The sequence below is a fragment of the Gordonia amicalis genome (assembly GCF_022059885.1).
Classification (GTDB): Bacteria; Actinomycetota; Actinomycetes; order Mycobacteriales; family Mycobacteriaceae; genus Gordonia; species Gordonia amicalis.
The window spans coordinates 4,052,522-4,069,053 of the sequence record NZ_CP091855.1 but is presented as its reverse complement, the minus strand read 5'-3'; the positions used below and the strand labels follow the sequence as shown (position 1 = coordinate 4,069,053).

Annotated in this window: 15 protein-coding genes and 1 riboswitch; of the genes, 7 read left to right on the top strand and 8 right to left on the bottom strand. The window is 67.4% G+C overall.

All coding sequences use genetic code 11. The features are described 5' to 3' along the window. Position 1: 1 nt before the first annotated feature. The gene (gene cobT, locus IHQ52_RS18630; RefSeq protein WP_006434947.1) at positions 2 to 1,780 is read right to left on the bottom strand and encodes a nicotinate-nucleotide--dimethylbenzimidazole phosphoribosyltransferase; all 1,779 of its coding nucleotides are present in this window, start codon (positions 1,778 to 1,780) and stop codon (positions 2 to 4) included. A 3-nt stretch (positions 1,781 to 1,783) separates the two neighbouring features. Continuing rightward, complete coding sequence (locus IHQ52_RS18625) at positions 1,784 to 2,470, bottom strand: DUF3043 domain-containing protein (protein ID WP_006434948.1); 687 nt, start codon at positions 2,468 to 2,470, stop codon at positions 1,784 to 1,786. A 149-nt stretch (positions 2,471 to 2,619) separates the two neighbouring features. Here IHQ52_RS18625 and IHQ52_RS18620 point away from each other — a divergent pair, with 149 nt between their 5' ends. From IHQ52_RS18620 to IHQ52_RS18605, 4 genes are all read left to right on the top strand, one after another. Beyond that, positions 2,620 to 3,714, top strand: a complete 1,095-nt coding sequence (locus IHQ52_RS18620; protein ID WP_006434949.1) for a glycerate kinase family protein — start codon at positions 2,620 to 2,622, stop codon at positions 3,712 to 3,714. Between the two features lie 154 nt (positions 3,715 to 3,868). Continuing rightward, the gene (locus tag IHQ52_RS18615) at positions 3,869 to 4,222 is read left to right on the top strand and encodes a HesB/IscA family protein (protein WP_006434950.1); all 354 of its coding nucleotides are present in this window, start codon (positions 3,869 to 3,871) and stop codon (positions 4,220 to 4,222) included. Between the two features lie 121 nt (positions 4,223 to 4,343). Then, positions 4,344 to 5,315, top strand: coding sequence for a carbohydrate kinase family protein (locus IHQ52_RS18610; RefSeq protein ID WP_006434951.1), 972 nt, complete (start codon positions 4,344 to 4,346; stop codon positions 5,313 to 5,315). Between the two features lie 117 nt (positions 5,316 to 5,432). Further along, positions 5,433 to 5,500: riboswitch (guanidine-III (ykkC-III) riboswitch) on the top strand. A 10-nt stretch (positions 5,501 to 5,510) separates the two neighbouring features. Continuing rightward, the gene (locus IHQ52_RS18605; protein WP_006434952.1) at positions 5,511 to 5,825 is read left to right on the top strand and encodes a DMT family transporter; all 315 of its coding nucleotides are present in this window, start codon (positions 5,511 to 5,513) and stop codon (positions 5,823 to 5,825) included. A 131-nt stretch (positions 5,826 to 5,956) separates the two neighbouring features. Here the strand turns inward: IHQ52_RS18605 and asnB are convergent, their stop codons facing one another. Beyond that, positions 5,957 to 7,882 carry an asparagine synthase (glutamine-hydrolyzing) gene (asnB, locus tag IHQ52_RS18600; protein ID WP_006434953.1) on the bottom strand — a complete coding sequence of 642 codons (1,926 nt, stop codon included), beginning with the start codon at positions 7,880 to 7,882 and terminating at the stop codon, positions 5,957 to 5,959. A gap of 331 nt (positions 7,883 to 8,213) precedes the next feature. On the opposite strand from asnB, the gene ctaC reads away from it, so the two are divergent. Next, positions 8,214 to 9,305 carry an aa3-type cytochrome oxidase subunit II gene (ctaC, locus tag IHQ52_RS18595; protein WP_006434954.1) on the top strand — a complete coding sequence of 364 codons (1,092 nt, stop codon included), beginning with the start codon at positions 8,214 to 8,216 and terminating at the stop codon, positions 9,303 to 9,305. 2 nt (positions 9,306 to 9,307) lie between these two features. Continuing rightward, positions 9,308 to 9,724, top strand: a complete 417-nt coding sequence (locus IHQ52_RS18590) for a cytochrome c oxidase subunit 4 (protein ID WP_006434955.1) — start codon at positions 9,308 to 9,310, stop codon at positions 9,722 to 9,724. 83 nt (positions 9,725 to 9,807) lie between these two features. On the opposite strand, the gene IHQ52_RS18585 is transcribed toward IHQ52_RS18590, so the two are convergent. The 5 genes from IHQ52_RS18585 to ctaE form a co-directional block, all read right to left on the bottom strand. Then, on the bottom strand, positions 9,808 to 11,307 hold the full coding sequence (locus IHQ52_RS18585; protein WP_374978497.1) for a bifunctional phosphatase PAP2/diacylglycerol kinase family protein: 1,500 nt from the start codon (positions 11,305 to 11,307) through the stop codon (positions 9,808 to 9,810). 201 nt (positions 11,308 to 11,508) lie between these two features. Then, entirely contained in the window at positions 11,509 to 13,131 is a 1,623-nt protein-coding gene (gene qcrB, locus IHQ52_RS18580; protein WP_006434957.1) for a cytochrome bc1 complex cytochrome b subunit, read from the bottom strand. Next, positions 13,128 to 14,285 carry a cytochrome bc1 complex Rieske iron-sulfur subunit gene (gene qcrA / locus IHQ52_RS18575; RefSeq protein WP_006434958.1) on the bottom strand — a complete coding sequence of 386 codons (1,158 nt, stop codon included), beginning with the start codon at positions 14,283 to 14,285 and terminating at the stop codon, positions 13,128 to 13,130. Before qcrA ends, qcrB begins: the two co-directional genes overlap by 4 nt. Then, a complete protein-coding gene (qcrC, locus tag IHQ52_RS18570; RefSeq protein ID WP_006434959.1) occupies positions 14,282 to 15,133 on the bottom strand; it encodes a cytochrome bc1 complex diheme cytochrome c subunit in 852 nt (283 codons plus the stop codon). The genes qcrA and qcrC overlap by 4 nt, the downstream gene beginning before the upstream one ends. Positions 15,134 to 15,224: 91 nt before the next feature. Beyond that, positions 15,225 to 15,836 carry an aa3-type cytochrome oxidase subunit III gene (gene ctaE / locus IHQ52_RS18565; RefSeq protein ID WP_006434960.1) on the bottom strand — a complete coding sequence of 204 codons (612 nt, stop codon included), beginning with the start codon at positions 15,834 to 15,836 and terminating at the stop codon, positions 15,225 to 15,227. A 191-nt stretch (positions 15,837 to 16,027) separates the two neighbouring features. Here ctaE and IHQ52_RS18560 point away from each other — a divergent pair, with 191 nt between their 5' ends. After that, the gene (locus IHQ52_RS18560; RefSeq protein ID WP_238064296.1) at positions 16,028 to 16,525 is read left to right on the top strand and encodes a hypothetical protein; all 498 of its coding nucleotides are present in this window, start codon (positions 16,028 to 16,030) and stop codon (positions 16,523 to 16,525) included. The last annotated feature ends 7 nt before the right edge of the window (positions 16,526 to 16,532 follow it).

Here is a 16,532-nt window from a genome sequence, read left to right as displayed (position 1 = left end):
GTCAGGATGACTCGGGGGCGGGTTCGGGTACGGCTGAGTCGTCGCGGTCGGTCACCCCGGCTTCGGCGAAGGTCGCCATCGAGATGAGGATGTCGGCGGCCGACTGAACGACCGGCAACGCCAGGACCGCACCGCTGCCCTCACCGAGTCGCATCGAGAGGTCGAGGACCGGCTCGAGGTCGAGATGGTCGAGCGCGATCCGGTGTGCGGGCTCGACCGAGCGATGTCCGGCGATCCACCAGCGCATGGCGCCGGGCGCGAGTTCGTTGGCGACCATCGCGGCCGCGGTGATCACGACGCCGTCGAGGATCACCGGCGTGCGACGGAGTGCGGCCTGGGCAAGGAATCCCGCGGTGGCCGTCAGGTCCGCGCCGCCGACCGCGGCGAGCAGGGCGAGCGGGTCGTGGACCACCTTGCGGGCGCGGCGCATGCCGTCCCGGATCGCGGCGGTTTTCCGCATCCAGCCATGGTCGTCGACACCCGTTCCGCGCCCGACGATCTCGACCGGCTCGCGGCGGGTGAGCGCACCGATGAGGACGGTCGCCGGGGTGGTGTTTCCGATCCCCATCTCGCCGGCGATCAGCAGGTCGCTACCCGAGTCGATGAGCCGATCGGCGATGGCCCGACCGGCGGCCAGCGCGGCGCGGGCCTCGGCGAGGGTGATCGCGTCGGTGGTACGCAGGTCCTCGCTGCTGCGACGGACCTTGAACGTCGACAGGTGGGGAGCGGTGTCGGCGTCGACGGACATGTCGACGACCGTCACCGAGGCGCCGACACGTGCGGCCATCACGTTGACCGCGGCGCCGCCGGCGGAGATGTTCGCGACCATCTGCGCGGTCACCTCGGGCGGGAACGCCGAGACGCCGCCGCGGGCGACGCCGTGGTCGCCGGCGAAGACGACGACGCTCGGCGACGTGATCGGTGCGGGTGGGCACTGGCCCTGGCACGCCGAGATCCAGACGCCGATCTCCTCGAGGCGTCCCAGTGAACCCGGCGGCTTGGTGAGCGTCGCCTGGCGCTCGCGGGCCTCGAAGGCGATCGCCTCGCTCGGCGGGGTGACCGGTTCGAAGACCTCGGCGTCGGTGGGATCGGGGAGCTCGCCGGCGGTCGTGACGGGGGTGGGCTCGACAACGTGTCCGTGCGTGACGGGGGCTGGTGTGACCACCGGAGCAGTCATGGCGTGGTGGGGGGCCGGTGCGGTTGCCGCCACCGTTGCGCCGGAGGTGTCGTCGGCGACCGCGTCGCGCGGTAGGTCGAGCACCCGGCCCGCCACGACGAGCGACACCCGGTCGCACGCCTGAGCCACCGCGGAGTTGAGTGTGCCCAGCAGATCCTGGAACAGCCGGCCGGCCGGGGTCGGGGGAACCAGGGAGAGCCCCACCTCGGAACTGATCAGCACCACGTCGGCGTTCATCGTCTGCAGCGCGTCGCAGAGGTCCGCCACGTCGGCGTCGAGATCGATCTCCGAACCCGAGTCCCAGCCGTCGACGGCGTCGATCCGGGCGGTGAGCCAGCTCCCGAGGTCGTCGACGAGTGCCGGGATGTCCGGTGCCGCGCGCAAGGCGTCGGCGAGCTCGGTGGTCTCGATGGTCGTGTAGCGATCATCGCGACGCTGCCGGTGGGTGTTGACCCGCGCCGTCCACTCGGCGTCCGACGTCGTGACCGGGCCGGTGGCCAGGTACCGGATCTGCCGATGCGCGCGGAGCAGCGACTCGCCGTATGCGGATTTTCCCGAACGCACACCACCCAGGACGAGTGTGCGCGTAGCGCGATCGGCCATTGATCAGACTTCGTCGCCGCGCGACACCGACGGCTTGGGCGCACGCATCTTCCGGAGCTGCATGGCTCGGGTGAACGCGTACCAACCGAGCTTGAAGCCGCCGTCCTGTGAATCGGGATAGCGTTCGGCGACACGGCGGTTCACGAGACGACCGAGGATGACGCCGTCGACGGCCATCAGGACGACGAAGGCGACGAGGATCAGGTTGGTGAGCGCGGCCGCCCGCGGCACCATGAACATCAGCACGATCAGCACGATCGCGAACGGCATGAACAGCCCGGCGAAATTGCGGCGCGCGTCGACGAGGTCGCGGGTGTAACGGCGGACCGGGCCCTTGTCGCGAGGCATGAGGTAGGCCTCGTCGCCCTCCATCATCCGCTCACGCTGCTCGAGGCGCTTGGCGCGCCGCTCCGCGGAGAGCTGCTTCTTCTCTTCCTTGGAAAGAGTGTTCTTCAGTTCCTTCTTGCGTGCGCGCGCTTCGGACCGGGTGGTCGGCGGCGGCGCGACGGGACCACGGCGACGGTTCTCGGCCTCACGACGCTTGGGCGTCGGACGGCCCTTGCCGGGGGTGGTCTTGCTGCCCTTGGCCGGCGCGGAGTCCTCGGTGGCCGCGTCGTCGGCGGCGTACGTGGTCACCGAGCTCTCGCCGGAATCCTCCGACGTTTCGTCCTTCTTCCATGGCAGCTTCACGCCTACGAGCGTAGGTGATCGTGATTGCGGTCGAAACGCGTGGTCGTCGCTTTTCGGTGGACCCTTGCGGTCGCCCAAATCGGTCACGCTGCCGGGTGGCCACCGCGTCCCTATACTTCGTGCCCATGACCCGGGACGGAAGTCGGCGTTTGCACGTTCTGATCGCGCCGGATTCCTTCGGCGACACGATGTCGGCCGTGGTGGCCGCGACCGCGATCGCCCGCGGATGGGCGGCCGCCCGACCCGGCGACACCCTCGTCCTCGCCCCGCAGTCCGACGGCGGACCCGGCTTCGTCGACGTCCTGGCCGCGCGGTTCGGCACTCTCGTCACCGCGGACGTGCACGGTCCGCTCGGCGCGGGTGTCACCGCGCGCTGGCTCTTCGACGACGCCTCGTCGACGGCCTACGTCGAATGTGCGCAGGCGTGTGGTCTCCATCAGCTGGGCGGACGGCCGACCCCGCGGACCGCGGTCGCGGCCACCACGCACGGTGTCGGTGAGCTCGTGGCGGCGGCTCTGGCACGCGGGGTCCGGCGGCTCGTCGTCGGGCTCGGCGGCAGCTCGACGACAGATGGCGGTGCGGGACTCGTCGACGCCCTGGGCGGGCCGGAGCGGGCGCGAGAGAGGCTGGCCGGCATCGAGATCGTCGTGGCGTCGGACGTGGAGAACCCGCTGCTCGGCCCGCTCGGTGCCGCGACGGTGTTCGGGCCGCAGAAGGGTGCCGACCCCGACACCGTCGAACTGCTCGAGGAGCGCCTCACCGAATGGTCGGCGACCCTGAACGGGCTCGCGTGCCGGGACATCACCGCCGACGCCGGTGCCGGCGCCGCCGGTGGGCTCGGCGCCGCGCTGCTCGCCCTCGGTGGCCGTCGCGTGTCCGGGGCGACGGTCGTCGCGGAGGCAACCGACCTGACGGCCGACGTCGCGGCCGCCGACCTCGTCATCACCGGCGAGGGGAAGTTCGACTCCCAGACACTCCGCGGAAAAGTGGTCTCGGCCCTGCACCATGAGGCGTCGACCGCGGGCGCATCCGGTGCCGGCGCGCCGACCCTGGTCCTCGCCGGACAGGTCGCGCTGTCGGCGGCTGAGATCGAGGAGGCCGGCATCGCGGAAGCGCATGCCATCGTCGACGTGGCCGGGTCGGTCGAGGTCGCCATGAGCGACGCCGAGAACCAACTCGTGAAGCTCGCGGAGACGGTCGCCGGCTCCTACCCCGCGCACTGGGGGAAACGCACGTCCGAGTAGGCGGGAATACAGCGCGAAGGAGTACGGTTGTACGCACGGGCACAACCGGTCGACCTCCCGGCGAGCGGGGTGTTTCCCGATCATGCGCGGGCAGCAGGTCTCGCGACGCGATCGGGCCACGTCACACCGGGACCACACCACTACAGGAGCATCAATGACCGTGCAGAACGAAACGGGCACTGCCACCGGCGTCATCCTGAGCGACGCAGCAGCCAGCAAGGCCAAGGCACTGCTCGACCAGGAAGGTCGCGACGACCTCGCGTTGCGCATCGCCGTGCAGCCGGGTGGATGCGCTGGTCTGCGCTACCAGCTCTTCTTCGACGACCGCACCCTCGACGGCGACATCACCTCGGACTTCGGCGGCGTCACGCTGGCCGTGGACCGGATGAGCGCTCCCTACGTCCAGGGCGCCACGATCGACTTCGTCGACACCATCGAGAAGCAGGGTTTCACCATCGACAACCCGAACGCGACCGGCAGCTGCGCCTGCGGTGACTCGTTCAACTGAGTCGAACACGTCTTCCGGCACCGGCCGTATCCCTTTTCGGGATGCGGCCGGTGTCGTATGTCGGGGCAGTGGGTAGCGTGGACAGCTGTCCGACCAAACAACTGAAGGGCTGAGAGCGCCAGTGGCAATCGTTGTATGCGGCTCCATCGCAACCGACCATCTGATGAAGTTCCCCGGCAAGTTCTCCGAGCAGCTGCTCGGCGACCACCTCGAACACATCTCTCTCAGCTTCCTGGTGGAGGACCTCGTCGTCCGCCGCGGCGGCGTCGGGGGCAACATCTGCTACGCCATGGGACAGCTCGGCGGCAACCCGGTGCTCGTCGGGGCGGTCGGCTCGGACTTCCACGACTACCGCAAGTGGCTCGAGTCCAACGGCGTCGACTGCCGGGGAGTACGGGTCTCCGAGACCCATCACACCGCCCGCTTCATGTGCACGACCGACGAGACGATGGCGCAGCTCGCCACCTTCTACGCGGGCGCCATGAGCGAGAGCCGCGACATCTCGCTCGCCGACGTCATCGCCGAGACCGGTACGCCGGAACTCGTGCTGATCGGCGCCGACGACCCGGCCGGCATGCTCAGCCACACCGAGGCCTGCCGCGCCGCGGGAATCCCGTTCGCCGCCGACCCGAGCCAGCAGCTCGCCCGTCTCGACGGCGAGCAGGTCCGCACGCTGATCGACGGCGCCGCCTACCTGTTCACCAACGAGTACGAGTGGGGCCTGCTGCGCCAGAAGACCGGCCTGTCCGAGACGCAGGTCGCGGAGATGGTCGGCGTGCGCGTCACGACCCTCGGCAAGGACGGCGTCGAGATCGTCGAGCGCGACGGGACCCGTCTCCATGTCCCGGTCGTCCCGGAGACCGAGAAGGTCGACCCGACCGGCGTCGGCGACGGCTTCCGGGCCGGCTTCCTGTCGGCGCTCTCCAAGGGGCTCGGTTTCGAACGCGCCGCGCAGGTCGGTTCGATGGTCGCCGTCCTCGTCCTCGAGACCGTGTCGACGCAGGACTGGACCTGGGACGTCGAGTCGGCACTCGCACGCATCGAGGGTGCGTACGGCGCCGATGCCGCCGCGGAGATCAAAGCGGCTTTCTGACAACGTCTTTCGCTGACGGGTGGTGCGGGCAATGGCCTGCGCCACCCGTTTTCGCTCAGCAGTGGTCGGTGACCGGTCTGACATTGCCGTCGCGATCGGTGATGTGACAACGTGGAGGCAGAGTCCGCTCTCCTGGACTCCCGGACGAGGGGTGCTGTACCCGGTGTGCGACAAGACGGCCCGCGGGAGGCTGTCATGTCGTGGTTGATACTCGTGCTGTCCGGTGTTCTCGAGGCGGTGTGGGCCACCGCGCTCGGCAAGTCCGACGGTTTCACCAAGGTGGCGCCGTCCGTGGTCTTCTTCGTGGCCCTCGCCGCCAGCATGGGCGGTCTGGCCTTCGCGATGCGTGACCTCCCGGTGGGCACTGCCTATGCCGTCTGGGTCGGTATCGGTGCGGTGCTGACCGTCGTCTTCGCGATGGTCACCGGGGAGCAGCCGGTGTCGCTGGTCCAGGCGTTGTGCCTGGTGATGATCGTCGGCGGTGTCATCGGCCTCAAACTGGCCCACTGAGCGCGCGCCTGACCACTGAAAACCGCCCCTGGCAAGCGCCCTTCAGAGGCTCGCCGACGACAATGTGTCGTCGGTTCGCCTGGTGAGGGTCGTTTCCAGGGGCGGTTTTCGGGGCCGGGCAGCGACAGGGGCTAGAGGCGGACCGGGTAGGTGTGGTCGACGATCTCCGGCACGATCGAGCCCTCGACGAAGATGCCGTGCCAGATCATGAAGATCAGCACCGTCCAGAGGCGACGGCTGTTGTCCACCACGCCTTCCCGGTGCTCGTTCAGCATCGCGATCACGGCGTTCTTGTCGAAGATGTGGTCGGTCTGGCTCTCGGTGATCGTGTCGTGCGCCCAGTCGTACATCTCGGTGCCGGCCAGCCAGTGGCGGATCGGGACCGGGAAGCCGAGCTTCTTGCGGTGCAGGACATGCGCCGGGACGATCTGCTCGAGCGCCTTGCGCAGCGCGTACTTGGTGGTGCCGTGCGAGATCTTCTCGTCGTGCGGCAGCTGCTCGGCGATCGCGAAGACCTCCGGGTCGAGGAACGGCACGCGCAGCTCGAGCGAGTTGGCCATCGTGATCTTGTCGGCCTTCACCAGGATGTCGCCGCGCAGCCACGTGAACAGATCGAGATGCTGCATGCGGGCCACCGGATCCCAGCCCTCGCTCATCGCGTAGATCGGCGCGGTGACGTCGGTGTGGGTCCACTCCGGGCGATAGTCGCGCAGTACCGCACGCAGCCTGGCGTCGTCGAAGCTGCGGGCGTTGCCGTAGTAGCGCTCCTCGAGCGTGAGCGAGCCGCGGTGCAGCAGGCTCTTGCCGCGAGTGCCCTCCGGGATGCGGTCGGACAGTTTGCCGGCCGCCCGACGCAGCGGGCGGGGGAGACGGTCGAAGGCCGCGAGCGACAGCGGTTCCTTGTAGATGGTGTAACCACCGAAGAGTTCGTCGGCGCCTTCCCCGGACAGCACGACCTTGACGTGCTTGCGTGCCTCGGCGGCGACGAAGTAGAGGGGGACGAGGGCCGGGTCGGCGACCGGGTCGTCGAGATACCAGACGATCGACGGCAACGCCTCGATGAACTCCGACGGTCCGACGACCTTGACGACGTGCTTCGCGCCGATCGCCTCGGCCGACTCGGCGGCCACATCGACCTCCGAATACCCCTCGCGCTCGAACCCGGTGGTGAAGGTGATCAGGTCGGGGTTGTGGCGGATCGCCAGCGCGGCGATGGCCGTCGAGTCGATGCCGCCGGACAGGAACGAGCCGACGGTGACGTCGGCACGCATGTGCTTGGCGACCGAGTCCGCGAGAACGTCGGCGATCTCGTCATAGCGTTTCTGGCGCGTGGCGTCGGTGACGGGACGCACCCCGAACTGCGGCGTGAAGTAGCGGCGGACCGAGAGCGGACTGCCAGGGGAGGCGGTGGCGTGGCAGCCCGACTCGAGCCGGCGGATCGAGGCGTGGATGGTCTCGGGCTCCGGGACGTACTGCAACACCGTGTAGTGCTCGACCGCCCGCGGGTCCAGGTCCTTGGACAGGCCGACGCGCTCGATCAGGTCGAGGAGGGACTTCTTCTCGCTGCCGAAGATCAGGCCACCGGGCCCAGATGCCACGAACAGCGGCTTGATGCCGAACGGGTCACGGGCCAGGAACAGCGACCGGTTCTCGGTGTCCCAGATGGCGAAGGCGAACATGCCGCGGAGGCGGCGCACCGCGTCGGGGCCCCAGTGGTGGAACGCGGCGACGATGGCCTCCCCGTCCCCCTCGGTACGGAAGGTCGCACCCTCGTCCTCGGCCAGCTCGGCGCGGATCTCCAGGTAGTTGTAGATCTCGCCGTTGAAGACCAGTGCGTAGCGGTCGGGGTTCTCCGGCGGGCCCCAGCGGAGCGGCTGGTGAGAGTGCTCGATGTCGATGATGGAGAGTCGGTTGAAGCCGAAGACGATGTTCTCGTCGTGCCAGGTGCCGGGCTCGTCGGGACCACGATGCCGCATGCAGTGCGAGGCCACCGCCACCGCGTCGACGACCTCGGTGGCCGTCCGGTCGGATGTCAGAAGGCCGAGCAGACCACACACGTTGGCTTCTCCCCAATCTCGTCGCGAGCACAGGCCCCGACGGGCGTCGGGTCGGGTCCGAGTATGCCTGAGCCACCAGCGGGATTCCGACCTGGAGTGCTCGGACACGGCCGGATCAAACCCCGATCACGAAAGCTTCGCCGGGTTGGTCTACGCTGCGTAGTACTAGGTGCAAGACTCGTTGTGTGTCCACGACGGGTACTTGCCCTGTGCAGGTCATGTGGCATGCACTCACTGCGGCGCAAGGGCGCCGGTGAGCGAGCAGGAAGGCGTGAAATTGGCACACGGTGGACGGCCCCGAGCGCGGCGTGTCTCATCCGCGTCGCAGACGATGAAGCGACTGGGAATCGTCGTCGCTCTCGGACTCGGCGCACTGCTGATGTCGGGATGCGACGCCAATGAGGCGATGCGTTTCGGTTGGCCCGAGGGCGTCACGCCCCAGGGTAAGAAGATGGTCGATCTCTGGACCTGGTCCGTCATCGCCGCACTCGTCATGGGCATTCTGGTCTGGGCCCTGATCTTCTGGACGATCACGTTCCATCGTGCGAACGACGCCAAGAAGGGCGTGTTCCCGCGGCAGACCGCATACAACGTGCCGCTGGAGCTCACGTACACGGCGATTCCGTTCGTCATCATCGCGGTGCTGTTCTACTTCACCGTGATCGTGCAGAACGACGTCGAGGGCAAGAACGACGACTCCAAGGTCGTCGTCGACGTGACCGCGTTCCAGTGGAACTGGAAGTTCGGCTACAACAAGGTCGTCTTCAGCGACGGTTCGACCTACGACGGCTTCGAGGCCGACGGCAACCCGTTCGAACTGCAGCAGCAGAAGGACGGCGAGGTCGAGCCCGAGCCGGCTGTCGAGGGTGAGCACGGCGGCGAGCTGCCCGGTCCGGCCGGTGGGCGCGACGACGACATCCGCGATTACCTGCGGTTCGACAAGATCGAGACCGTCGGCTCGTCGAGCGAGATCCCGGTCCTGGTCCTGCCGACCGACAAGCGCATCGAGTTCAATCTCGCCTCGGGCGACGTCGTCCACTCGTTCTGGGTGCCGGAGTTCCTGTACAAGCGCGACGTGATGCCGTTCCCGAAGGAGAACTCGACCGACCCGATCTTCCAGATCGGCTCGCTCGACCGGACCGGAGCCTTCGTCGGGCGCTGTGCCGAGATGTGCGGCACCTACCACTCGATGATGAACTTCGAGGTCCGCGCGGTGACACCGGAGGACTTCGACAGCTACATCCGCTTCCGCCAGTCGAATCCGGAGGCCACCAACGCCGAGGCGCTCGCGTCGATCTGCCAGGCACCGGAAGCCGTCACCACGGTTCCGTTCGACACCCGTCGCAAGACCGACGGTTCGGTGGGTGCCACCGGCAACCCGGATGACCCGACCCTCGCCAACTGCACCAAGAAGGAGAGCTGACGATGAAGATCGAAGCACGCCTCTTCGAGATGTTGACAGCCTTCTTCGTGCTGACCGGCGTCGCGTACACGCTGTTCACCGCGTTCACCAGCAAGGGCATCGAGTGGGTCGGCGTCGTCGGCCTGTTCTTCGCCGGGGGTCTGACGCTGATCGCGGGCACGTTCTTCCGGTTCGTGTCGCGGCGCGTCGAGATCCGCCCCGAGGACTACGAGGATGCCGAGATCGAGGACGGCGCCGGCGAGTTGGGCTTCTTCAGCCCGCACTCGTGGTGGCCGATCCTGATCGCCCTGGGCGCCTCGATCTTCGCGGTCGGGTTCGCCTCTGGCAACTTCTGGCTCGCGATCTTCGCCGTGGCGGTGATCCTGGGTACCGCTGCCGGACTCGTCTTCGAGTACCACGTCGGACCCGAGAAGCACTGAGCCTTCGGTAGAACCACAAGAGACGACGCCCCACCGCATAGGTGGGGCGTCGTCTTTTCTTGTCTCGTGTCCGGGCGAGCCCTTCAGATCCGCCTGGAGCGAACCGGGCCGTACACCTTCAGCCGGCGGTAGTCGGCGCGGAAGTGCGCGTTCGAGTAGCTTTCCTCGACCTCGCCGTCGTGGGACACCGCCACCGGACCGTCGACGGCCGTGAACCGGAACTCGGGTACCTGCATCTCGTGGTACAGCCGGGATCGTTCCAGGCGGCCGGCGGCGAGAGATCCCAACAGCCGCAGGGTCGCCCAGCGATGTCCCATCTCGAGTATCCGGACATCGAGGAGCCCGTCGTCGAGCCGTAGGCGTCGCGTGGGCAGGAATCCCGTGGGTTGATAGATCGAGTTCCCGAGGAGGAACAGGGAGACGTCGAGCACCTGGCCGTCGACCTCGATCCGTACGTTGGCGTCCTCGCGGAGCACCCGGATGATCGCGGTGGCGGTGGCGAGTGGTCGGCTGATGCGGCGCCGGAGACGTTCCCGGATGCGGACGAAATGCGGATAGGCACCGATGCTGGCGGTGTTCAGGATCAGACGAGAATCGTTGAGCCACACCGCGTCGACCTTGGACACCGACCCGGAGGCAATGGCGTGGACGGTGTCCTGGACTGTCCCGCAACCGATGTCACGCGCGAAGTGATTGAAGGTGCCCGCCGGGAACACCGCGAGCGGAAGCTCCGCGTCGATCGCCGCGCCTGCGGCGCACGCCACCGTGCCGTCCCCGCCCGCGACGCCGATGATCGAGGCGCGCGCCGCGACATCGGCGAACACCGCGGCGACATCGTCGTTGTCGTCGAGTTCGACGATCTCGGCGGCGGGGAGCGCCGTCTGGATGTCTCCCAGCACACGACGTCCGCGCCCGTCCGAGGAAGCCGGGTTCACCACTACGACGAGACCGGCACCGTCGGGTCGAGGTTCGGCCTCGACGAGCGTCGGATCGGCGAGCGACAGGGATGGCCGGGCGATCGGCGGCACGACCCGGGTACCCAGTGTCGCGACGGCGGCCCCGATGCTCAGCCCGGCGACCACGTCGCCGGGGTAGTGGGCGCCGGTGGCGACCCGGGAGAGCCCGACGAGGGCGGCCAGCCCGGACAGCACGAGGCCGGCGGGTGGGTTCTCGACTGCGACACCGATCGCGAAGGCCGCAGCGCTCGCGGAGTGCCCGGAGGGCAGGGAGTTCGACGTCGGCTGTCTGCGGCCGCGTCGTGGGTCGGGGATGAGTCCCGGATGCGGGCGTGTGCGACGTCGAATCCGCTTGGCCGCCTGATTGGTCACGAGACTGGTGACGGCCAGCGAGGCGATACCCCGGGCCGCTCCGCGCTGAAGTGACGGCCGGCCGGAGACGGCCAACCCGGCGGCGATCGCCATCCACAGCTTCGAGTGATCAGCCGCGTGGGTCAGTACCGGCATCGTGGAGTCGAGCAGCGGACTCGGCGAGCGGGCGATCGTGTCATAGATCTCGGCGTCGAGAGTGCCCATCCCACGGGTGATCTGGGACAGGCCGGAACCACGATGACGTAACCGGCGCATGGTGTCCACCGTGCCACATCCGGGCAGTGGCCGTGGGGGCGAGGCCAGAAGGCCCGGCGGGGGAGGGGAGAGGGGGTTTCGACAAGCTCAACCGGCGGAGGAACGCTCAACCGGCGGAGCGGCTCATCCGGCGGGTGACACCAAAAAGCGGGCCGTCATGCACCGGATGGTGCGTGACGGCCCGCTTTCTGGTGTCGGAAGCTACTCGCCGAAGGGGTTGCCACCCTTGGCCTGGAGCTCGCGTAGAGCCTTGCGTTCGGCGGCCTCGAGTTCGTGCTCGAGTTCGACGTTGCGCAGCTGCTCCTCGACCGGGTCGGCGGTCAGGATCGAACCCGTACCCGGTGCGCCGGCGGAACCGAGCTTGTTCATCCGCTTCGGCAGTGCAGCGCCCTGGTAGGGGAGCGGGATCGGGTGACCGTGGTCGTCGACCGGTCCGAGCGGCTGGTGCAGCTCGATGTACTCGCCCTGCGGCAGACGCTTGATGATGCCGGTCTCGATGCCGTGTGCAAGAACCTCACGGTCGCTGCGCTGCAACGAGATCGCCCAGCGATAGGCGATGAAGTACACCAGCGGCGGCAGGATGATCAGACCGATCCGGCCGATCCACGTCGTCGCGTTGAGCGAGATGTGGAACTTGAACGCGATGATGTCGTTCATGCAGGCCAGCGTCAGCAGGATGTAGAACGAGAACGCCATCGCACCGATCGCGGTACGGACCGGGGTGTCACGCGGACGCTGCAGCAGGTTGTGGTGAGCGTCGTCTCCGGTGAGCTTCTTCTCGATCCACGGGTAGGCGAACATCACGCCGAACATGATGGTGATGATCAGGACGACCCAGTTGGACATCACGACGGTGTAGTTGCCCAGGTAGAGCTCCCACGCGGGGAACAGACGTATCAGACCGTCGGTCCACATCATGTAGATGTCCGGCTGCGAACCTGCCGACACCTGCGCCGGGTTGTACGGGCCGATGTTCCAGACCGGGTTGATCTGGAAGATGCCCGCCATGACGGCCAGCACACCGGTGACGAAGGCGAACATCGCGCCGGCCTTGGCGGCGAACACCGGCATGATCCGGACACCGACGACGTTCTTCTCGGTGCGGCCGGGGCCGGGGAACTGGGTGTGCTTCTGGTACCAGACGAGCGCCAGGTGAGCACCGATCAAGGCCAGGATGATGCCGGGGAACAGCAGGATGTGCAGCACGTACAGGCGCGGGATGATGATGTCGCCGGGGAAGTCCCCACCGAACAGCGCCCAGTGGATCCAGGTGCCCACGACGGGGATGCCGAGGACGATGCCACTCATGGCGGCGCGGACGCCGGTGCCCGAGAGCAGGTCGTCGGGAAGCGAGTAGCCGAAGAAGCCCTCGAACATCGCCAGTACCAGCAGCAGGGAGCCGATGATCCAGTTGGCCTCACGCGGACGGCGGAACGCACCGGTGAAGAAGATGCGCGCCATGTGGATGATGATCGACGCCGCGAACAGCAGAGCTGCCCAGTGATGGATCTGACGGACGAACAGGCCGCCGCGAACCTCGAAGGAGAGGTCCAGCGTGGTCTCGTACGCCTTGGTCATCATGACGCCGTTGAGGGGCTGGTACGCGCCGTCGTAGACGACGTGCGTCATCGACGGATCGAAGAACAGCGAGAGGTAGACGCCCGAGATCAGCAGGATGATGAAGCTGTAGAGCGCGATCTCACCCAGCATGAACGACCAGTGGGTGGGGAATACCTTGTTGATCTGGCGACGCATACCCGCGGCGAGGTGATACCGCGAGTCCATTTCTTCGGCTTGTGCGCCGAGACGGTCGGCGATGGTCATGACTTACGCTCCCAGAATGCCGGTCCGACGGGCTCGATGAAGTCACCTGCCGCAACGAGGTAACCCTCATTGTTCACCGTGATCGGCAGCTGTGCGAGAGCACGGGCCGCCGGTCCGAAGATCGGCTTGGCGTACTCGAGCGCGTCGAACTGCGACTGGTGGCAGGGACACAGGATGCGGTTGCTCCGCTGTTCGTACAGCGAGGCGGGGCAACCGAGGTGGCTGCAGACCTTGGTGTAGGCGAAGTAGTCACCGTAGTTGAAGCTCTCCTGGCCCGTGCGCTTGATGGCGCGGGCCGTGTCCTCGGGGCGAAGACGGATGAGCATGACGGGGTTGCGGACCTCGTGGAGGCTCTCCATCAGCGCGTGACGGGAGTGCTCGGTCTCGCCGAACCCGTTGGAACGACGCCACGGGAAGACGGTTTCCATGCCGCCGGCGTCGAGATCCTCCGGACGGACCAGGGCGACCTGGTACGGGTTGCCCGTGTCGCGACGCAGGTAGATCGTCTCGTTGGGGTCTTCCTCGGAGTTGTAGATCGGCGACCAGCCCGAGTGCCACAGCGGGGCGTTCTCGCGCTCGGCCCACGGGTTCTTGATGAAGCCACCGAGGAAGGCGACGAGGCCGGTCAGCGCGAAGGCGCCCAGACCGAACCCGGCCGAACCGATGATCATCTTGCGACGACCCAGGGTCGAGGTGGTGCCGGTGTCCTGGAGGAGTCCGACGATCGTCTTCTTGTCGACCTCGGCCGAACCGCCGTCGTGGCGATCCTGCACGGAGATCTCCGACGGGATGAACTTCTTGGTGATCAGGATCATCGCGATGCCGATGGACAGCACCGAGAGTCCGAACGTCGCACCGAGGAGCGGCGTGTTGAAGGTGTACCACCAGTAGTTCGGATCGTCGGGGAGGGCGAATTCCCAGTGGTTGAACAGGAAGATGCCCAGGCAGGCGAGTGCGGAGATACCTGCGATCGTGAACCAGACCGCGACCTGGCGCTCGGCGCGCTTCTCGACCTTGGTACCGGCCTCGGTGTACCGCTCGGCCCGGTGGATGATCTCGACACCGTCGAGATTGGTGCCGAGTTTGACGAGCTCATCCGTGCTCATCTGCTCCAGTTCGTCCCGCGACGGGACGTCCTTGTCACTGCCGCTCATGCTCGAGATCCCATCCACATGGCGCCTGCGACGATGGCGATGACGCCGACGAACCACATCACCATGCCCTCACTGACCGGCCCGAAGCCGCCCAGTCCGAGTCCGCCGCTGGGCTTGGCCTCGGTCGCGTACTTGACGTAGGCGATGATGTCTTTCTTTTCTTCCGGATTCAGTTGACGGTTCGAGAACTTGGGCATGTTCTGCGGACCGGTCAGCATCGCGGTGTAGATCTGTGCCTCACTGACGCCGTCGAGGTTCGGGGCGTACTTACCCGACGACAGGGCGCCGCCACGACCGGTGAAGTTGTGGCACGAGGCGCAGTTCAGGCGGAACAGCTCGCTGCCGCGTCCGATGCTGTCGCCACGGAGCGAACCCTGGGCGACCTCGCCGTTGGCGTCGCGGGGGACCTGCGGTCCGCCGCCCTCGGCCTGGATGAAGGCGCCGAGCTGGTCGATCTGCTCGGTCGTGAACTTCGCGGGCTTTCGCTGCGCCTGTGCCTCACCACGTGCGGCCGGCATGCGGCCGGTCGACACCTGGAAGTACACGGCGGCGTCGCCGACGCCGAGCAGGGCGGGACCACGGTCGGGCACACCCTGCAGGTTTGCGCCGTGGCAGGTGATGCACGAGGTCTCGTAGAGCTTGCGGCCGTCGTTGATCATCGCGGCGTTGCTCTCGTCGGCCACCGCGACCTGAGGGTCGGGGGTCAGAACCGAAGCGAGCACACCGGCCATGACCAGACCGGCCAGGAGCACGATGGTGCCGCTGGCGCGTCGACGGAGCTTGCGCCGTGCCTTGGCGCGGCGGGCGTCGGTGCCGCTATCCGACGGTCGCGGTGGAGATGAACTCATCTGTGACTCTCTACTAAGCGGGACGGACTGGTGTTCTAGAGCGAGCTGCGCTCTGGGTTGGCGGATCGCGCGTGGCGCGGTGTCGCCGGGGTCATCGGATGAAGTAGATCGTGACGAACAGTCCGATCCAGACGATGTCGACGAAGTGCCAGTAGTAGGAGACAACGATTGCGGCGGTTGCCTGCGCCGGGGTGAACTTTGACAGCTTGGTGCGGATGAGGAGGTAGACGAATGCGATCAGACCGCCGATGACGTGCAGGCCGTGGAAGCCGGTCGTCATGTAGAAGACGGAACCGTATGCACTCGACGACAGCGTCGTGCCCTCGTGCACCAGGTGGTAGTACTCGTATGCCTGGCCGCACACGAAGAACGTGCCCATGGCCAAGGTGAGTACGTACCAGCGGCGGAGGCCGAAGACGTCACCTCGTTCGGCGGCGAACACACCCATCTGGCACGTGACCGACGAGAGGATCAGCACCGTCGTCACCGGTATGGCGAGGGCGAGATTCAGCTCGGTCGGCTCTGGTGGCCAGCCGATGGCGGAGTTGGCTCGGGCGACGAAGTACATCGCGAAGAGGCCAGCGAAGAACATGAGCTCACTGGACAGCCACACAATCGTGCCGACGCTGACCATGTTGGGCCGGTTCAGCGAGTGCACGCGCGAGGTGATGGCTGTTCCTGAGGTACCTACAGCGCTTGTCACAAGTGAAGTATGACGGTTCGTAGTAAGCGGTGGCCACCCGGGTCGGATATTGGGGGCAGGTTTTTCTCCCGCTGCAGGTCGGGCGGGCCGATGACGGCGTCTCCGGCGTGTTCGGCGGCGTGTTCGGCGGCGTGTCCGGGGCGTCCCCGGCACCGTGTCCGGGGCGTTGGCACGGTGGCTACGGTGAGTTCATGTCGAGTTCGGATTCCTCCGGTCCCCGCGACCTGAACGGGCGGGTCGTCGCCCGGGGTCGCCTGGCGCGCCTGCGATCCCGGCTCCGGGGCGGTGGCGGCACCGCTCCCCTCGGACTACGGGACGAGGTGGTTGTCGTCGCCGGTTCGGACGACGATGCGATCGCGAGTTCGGTCGCCCTCGACGAGTCGTCCTGGCGCGGGGAGGAAGAGGTGATCCTCCGTCACGATCTCGAGCTGCCGGCAGATCGCGTGAGCGATGCCGCGGCGGTGGCGGCACTCGACGGATATGAGGTGGTCGGCGACGACCGCTGGGGGCCGCGGCCCGAGGCCGGCGACGACCGGCTCGAGGTGCTCGTCCTCGCACGTGTCCAGTTGCTCGACGCCATGCATCTGTCCCAGGAACGGTCCCGCATGGCCAGTCTGGGTTCCCGTCACGGCGGAATCGCACGACGGTGGTCTGTACTGCAGCGTCCGGCCGGCGGGGCGGGGCACTAGGCTCTCT

Coding starts and splice junctions, on each gene's coding strand:
- cobT (WP_006434947.1), bottom strand. CDS start 1,780: ATGGCCGATCGCGCTACGCGCACACTCGTCCTGGGTGGTGTGCGTTCG.
- IHQ52_RS18615 (WP_006434950.1), top strand. CDS start 3,869: ATGACCGTGCAGAACGAAACGGGCACTGCCACCGGCGTCATCCTGAGC.
- IHQ52_RS18605 (WP_006434952.1), top strand. CDS start 5,511: ATGTCGTGGTTGATACTCGTGCTGTCCGGTGTTCTCGAGGCGGTGTGG.
- ctaC (WP_006434954.1), top strand. CDS start 8,214: ATGAAGCGACTGGGAATCGTCGTCGCTCTCGGACTCGGCGCACTGCTG.
- IHQ52_RS18590 (WP_006434955.1), top strand. CDS start 9,308: ATGAAGATCGAAGCACGCCTCTTCGAGATGTTGACAGCCTTCTTCGTG.
- IHQ52_RS18585 (WP_374978497.1), bottom strand. CDS start 11,307: ATGCGCCGGTTACGTCATCGTGGTTCCGGCCTGTCCCAGATCACCCGT.
- qcrB (WP_006434957.1), bottom strand. CDS start 13,131: ATGACCATCGCCGACCGTCTCGGCGCACAAGCCGAAGAAATGGACTCG.
- qcrA (WP_006434958.1), bottom strand. CDS start 14,285: ATGAGCGGCAGTGACAAGGACGTCCCGTCGCGGGACGAACTGGAGCAG.
- qcrC (WP_006434959.1), bottom strand. CDS start 15,133: ATGAGTTCATCTCCACCGCGACCGTCGGATAGCGGCACCGACGCCCGC.
- IHQ52_RS18560 (WP_238064296.1), top strand. CDS start 16,028: ATGTCGAGTTCGGATTCCTCCGGTCCCCGCGACCTGAACGGGCGGGTC.